We start from the raw sequence: 5053 nt of genomic DNA, 5'->3' as shown, positions 1-5053 counted from the left end.
GCTAAGCAACTACCTTATCTAACAGGGGGCAACCCCCAACTACTTCAGGCGTACTAGGGCTTAACTTCTGTGTTCGGCATGGGTACAGGTGTATCTCCTAGGCTATCGTCACTTAACTCGTCTGAGTGGATAATCCATTCAAAATTGAATACCTATATTCTAACAAGTTACCGCTACTCTGTCAATATTGACCTTCAGTTTCATTTTGGATAAGTCCTCGAGCGATTAGTATTAGTCCGCTTCATATGTCACCACACTTACACTTCTAACCTATCTACCTGATCTTCTCTCAGGGCTCTTACTAACATATCGTTATGGGAAATCTCATCTTGAGGGGGGCTTCGCACTTAGATGCTTTCAGCGCTTATCCCTTCCCTACATAGCTACCCAGCGATGCCTCTGGCGAGACAACTGGTACACCAGCGGTAAGTCCACTCTGGTCCTCTCGTACTAGGAGCAGATCCTCTCAAATTTCCTACGCCCGCGACGGATAGGGACCGAACTGTCTCACGACGTTCTGAACCCAGCTCGCGTGCCGCTTTAATGGGCGAACAGCCCAACCCTTGGGACCGACTACAGCCCCAGGATGCGACGAGCCGACATCGAGGTGCCAAACCTCCCCGTCGATGTGAACTCTTGGGGGAGATAAGCCTGTTATCCCCAGGGTAGCTTTTATCCGTTGAGCGATGGCCCTTCCATGCGGAACCACCGGATCACTAAGCCCGACTTTCGTCCCTGCTCGAGTTGTAGCTCTCGCAGTCAAGCTCCCTTATACCTTTACACTCTGCGAATGATTTCCAACCATTCTGAGGGAACCTTTGGGCGCCTCCGTTACCTTTTAGGAGGCGACCGCCCCAGTCAAACTGCCCGTCAGACACTGTCTCCGATAGGGGTAACCTATCCGGGTTAGAGTAGCCATAACACAAGGGTAGTATCCCAACAGCGCCTCATTTGAAACTGGCGTCCCAAAGTCGTAGGCTCCTACCTATCCTGTACATGTGGTACAGATACTCAATATCAAACTGCAGTAAAGCTCCATGGGGTCTTTCCGTCCTGTCGCGGGTAACCTGCATCTTCACAGGTACTAAAATTTCACCGAGTCTCTCGTTGAGACAGTGCCCAAATCATTACGCCTTTCGTGCGGGTCGGAACTTACCCGACAAGGAATTTCGCTACCTTAGGACCGTTATAGTTACGGCCGCCGTTTACTGGGGCTTCAATTCATACCTTCGAGTCTAACTCTAAGCACTCCTCTTAACCTTCCAGCACCGGGCAGGCGTCACCCCCTATACATCATCTTACGATTTAGCAGAGAGCTGTGTTTTTGATAAACAGTTGCTTGGGCCTATTCACTGCGGCTGTCTCTAGACAGCACCCCTTCTCCCGAAGTTACGGGGTCATTTTGCCGAGTTCCTTAACGAGAGTTCTCTCGATCACCTGAGGCTACTCGCCTCGACTACCTGTGTCGGTTTGCGGTACGGGTAGAGTATAATTAAACGCTAGAAGCTTTTCTTGGCAGTGTGACATCACTAACTTCGCTACTAAACTTCGCTCCCCATCACAGCTCAACGTTGTAGGTATAAGCATTTGACTCATACCACGCCTCACTGTTTAGCCGGACTCTTCCAATCGTCCGGTTTAGTTAGCCTACTGCGTCCCTCCATCACTATATACTCTAGTACAGGAATATCAACCTGTTGTCCATCGGATACACCTTTCGGTCTCTCCTTAGGTCCCGACTAACCCAGGGCGGACGAGCCTTCCCCTGGAAACCTTAGTCTTACGGTGGACAGGATTCTCACCTGTCTTGCGCTACTCATACCGGCATTCTCACTTCTATGCGTTCCAGCGCTCCTCACGGTACACCTTCTTCACACATAGAACGCTCTCCTACCATGACACATAAGTGTCATCCACAGCTTCGGTAATATGTTTTAGCCCCGGTACATTTTCGGCGCAGGGTCACTCGACTAGTGAGCTATTACGCACTCTTTGAATGAATAGCTGCTTCTAAGCTAACATCCTAGTTGTCTGTGCAACCCCACATCCTTTTCCACTTAACATATATTTGGGGACCTTAGCTGGTGGTCTGGGCTGTTTCCCTTTCGACTACGGATCTTAGCACTCGCAGTCTGACTGCCGATCATATCTCATTGGCATTCGGAGTTTATCTGAGATTGGTAATCCGGGATGGACCCCTCACCCAAACAGTGCTCTACCTCCAAGAGACTTAATATCGACGCTAGCCCTAAAGCTATTTCGGAGAGAACCAGCTATCTCCAAGTTCGTTTGGAATTTCTCCGCTACCCACAAGTCATCCAAGCACTTTTCAACGTGCCCTGGTTCGGTCCTCCAGTGAGTTTTACCTCACCTTCAACCTGCTCATGGGTAGGTCACATGGTTTCGGGTCTACACCATGATACTATTGCGCCCTATTAAGACTCGGTTTCCCTACGGCTCCGTCTCTTCAACTTAACCTCGCATCATAGCGTAACTCGCCGGTTCATTCTACAAAAGGCACGCTCTCACCCATTAACGGGCTCGAACTTGTTGTAGGCACACGGTTTCAGGTTCTATTTCACTCCCCTCCCGGGGTGCTTTTCACCTTTCCCTCACGGTACTGGTTCACTATCGGTCACTAGAGAGTATTTAGGGTTGGGAGATGGTCCTCCCAGATTCCGACGAGATTTCGCGTGTCTCGCCGTACTCAGGATACTGCTAAGGCTGTTCGACATTTCAAGTACGAGGCTTTTACTCTCTTTGGCTGACCTTCCCAGGTCATTCCTCTATGTCTTACAGTCCCATGGTGCAGTCCTACAACCCCGATGAGTAAACTCATCGGTTTGCCCTTCTGCCGTTTCGCTCGCCGCTACTAAGGCAATCGCGTTTGCTTTCTCTTCCTGCAGCTACTTAGATGTTTCAGTTCACTGCGTCTTCCTTCTCATAACCTTAACAGTTATGGATACTAGCCAGTAGCTAGTGGGTTCCCCCATTCGGACATCTCTGGATCAGCGCTCACTTACAGCTCCCCAAAGCATTTCGTCGTTAGTCACGTCCTTCATCGGCTTCTAGTGCCAAGGCATCCACCGTGCGCCCTTATTAACTTAACCTTATTTTTGATCTTCTCGATCTAAACTCATTTAATAATGACAGCGTTTCGGTTTATTTTCTTGTTACGTCTTCTACAATCTTTTTTAAAATTGTGGAATTTGATATAGATATTCAATTGTCAATGGACTATCTTGAATCTTACGATTCAATGGAGCCTAGCGGGATCGAACCGCTGACCTCCTGCGTGCAAAGCAGGCGCTCTCCCAGCTGAGCTAAGGCCCCACAAAGACCTCTCAAAACTAAATAAAGATCCCAAACGTGCTTCCATTTCCTTAGAAAGGAGGTGATCCAGCCGCACCTTCCGATACGGCTACCTTGTTACGACTTCACCCCAATCATCCATCCCACCTTAGGCGGCTGGCTCCTAATAGGTTACCTCACCGACTTCGGGTGTTACAAACTCTCGTGGTGTGACGGGCGGTGTGTACAAGGCCCGGGAACGTATTCACCGCGGCGTGCTGATCCGCGATTACTAGCGATTCCGACTTCATGTAGGCGAGTTGCAGCCTACAATCCGAACTGAGATCGGCTTTAAGAGATTAGCTGACTGTCACCAGTTCGCAACTCGTTGTACCGACCATTGTAGCACGTGTGTAGCCCAGGTCATAAGGGGCATGATGATTTGACGTCATCCCCACCTTCCTCCGGTTTATTACCGGCAGTCTCGCTAGAGTGCCCAACTCAATGATGGCAACTAACAATAGGGGTTGCGCTCGTTGCGGGACTTAACCCAACATCTCACGACACGAGCTGACGACAACCATGCACCACCTGTCTCCGATGTACAGAAAGTAAAACTCTATCTCTAGAGCGGGCATCGGGATGTCAAGACCTGGTAAGGTTCTTCGCGTTGCTTCGAATTAAACCACATGCTCCACCGCTTGTGCGGGCCCCCGTCAATTCCTTTGAGTTTCAACCTTGCGGTCGTACTCCCCAGGCGGAGTGCTTAATGCGTTAGCTGCGGCACTGAGTCCCGGAAAGGACCCAACACCTAGCACTCATCGTTTACGGCGTGGACTACCAGGGTATCTAATCCTGTTCGCTACCCACGCTTTCGAGCCTCAGTGTCAGTTACAGACCAGAGAGCCGCTTTCGCCACCGGTGTTCCTCCATATATCTACGCATTTCACCGCTACACATGGAATTCCACTCTCCCCTTCTGCACTCAAGTTTAACAGTTTCCAAAGCGTACAATGGTTGAGCCACTGCCTTTAACTTCAGACTTATTAAACCACCTGCGCTCGCTTTACGCCCAATAAATCCGGACAACGCTCGGGACCTACGTATTACCGCGGCTGCTGGCACGTAGTTAGCCGTCCCTTTCTGATAAGCTACCGTCACAGAGTAAACTTTCCACTCTTACTCCCGTTCTTCGCTTATAACAGAGCTTTACGATCCGAAAACCTTCTTCACTCACGCGGCGTTGCTCGGTCAGGGTTCCCCCCATTGCCGAAGATTCCCTACTGCTGCCTCCCGTAGGAGTCTGGGCCGTGTCTCAGTCCCAGTGTGGCCGATCACCCTCTCAGGTCGGCTATGTATCGAAGCCTTGGTAAGCCGTTACCTTACCAACTAGCTAATACAACGCAGGTCCATCTCTAAGTGGTGCAATTGCACCTTTTAAAAAGCTAACATGAGTTAGCTCCTCTTATGCGGTATTAGCTATCGTTTCCAATAGTTATCCCCCGCTTAAAGGTAGGTTACCTACGCGTTACTCACCCGTTCGCGACTCATTTATATCAAGTGTAGCAAGCTACGGTTGTTATAAATGCGTTCCACTTGCATGTATTAGGCACGCCGCCAGCGTTCGTCCTGAGCCAGGATCAAACTCTCATTTGAACTGTACTCAGTCAGATATCATCTGACTTTTTCTTCTTTTATTGACAGGTTACTTAATGTAACCCGCACGTTTGGTTTCTTTATCCAGTTTTCAAAGGTCTTATCG

Annotated in this window: 1 tRNA gene and 3 rRNA genes; all 4 read right to left on the bottom strand. The window is 49.6% G+C overall.

The window, feature by feature from the left end:
- Positions 1-116: ribosomal RNA gene (gene rrf / locus ABP870_RS10340) — 5S ribosomal RNA — on the bottom strand.
- 89 nt (positions 117-205) lie between these two features.
- Positions 206-3110, bottom strand: a 23S ribosomal RNA gene (locus tag ABP870_RS10335).
- Between the two features lie 150 nt (positions 3111-3260).
- A tRNA-Ala gene (locus tag ABP870_RS10330) sits at positions 3261-3333 on the bottom strand.
- A 54-nt stretch (positions 3334-3387) separates the two neighbouring features.
- Positions 3388-4947: ribosomal RNA gene (locus ABP870_RS10325) — 16S ribosomal RNA — on the bottom strand.
- The 16S, 23S and 5S rRNA genes sit together here with 1 tRNA gene alongside, the layout of an rRNA operon.
- Positions 4948-5053 lie beyond the last annotated feature (106 nt).

Source organism: Streptococcus jiangjianxini (genome assembly GCF_040225085.1).
Taxonomy (GTDB): domain Bacteria; phylum Bacillota; class Bacilli; order Lactobacillales; family Streptococcaceae; genus Streptococcus; species Streptococcus jiangjianxini.
Note: the sequence above shows the minus strand (reverse complement) of the source record. Positions and strands in the feature narration are given on the sequence as shown.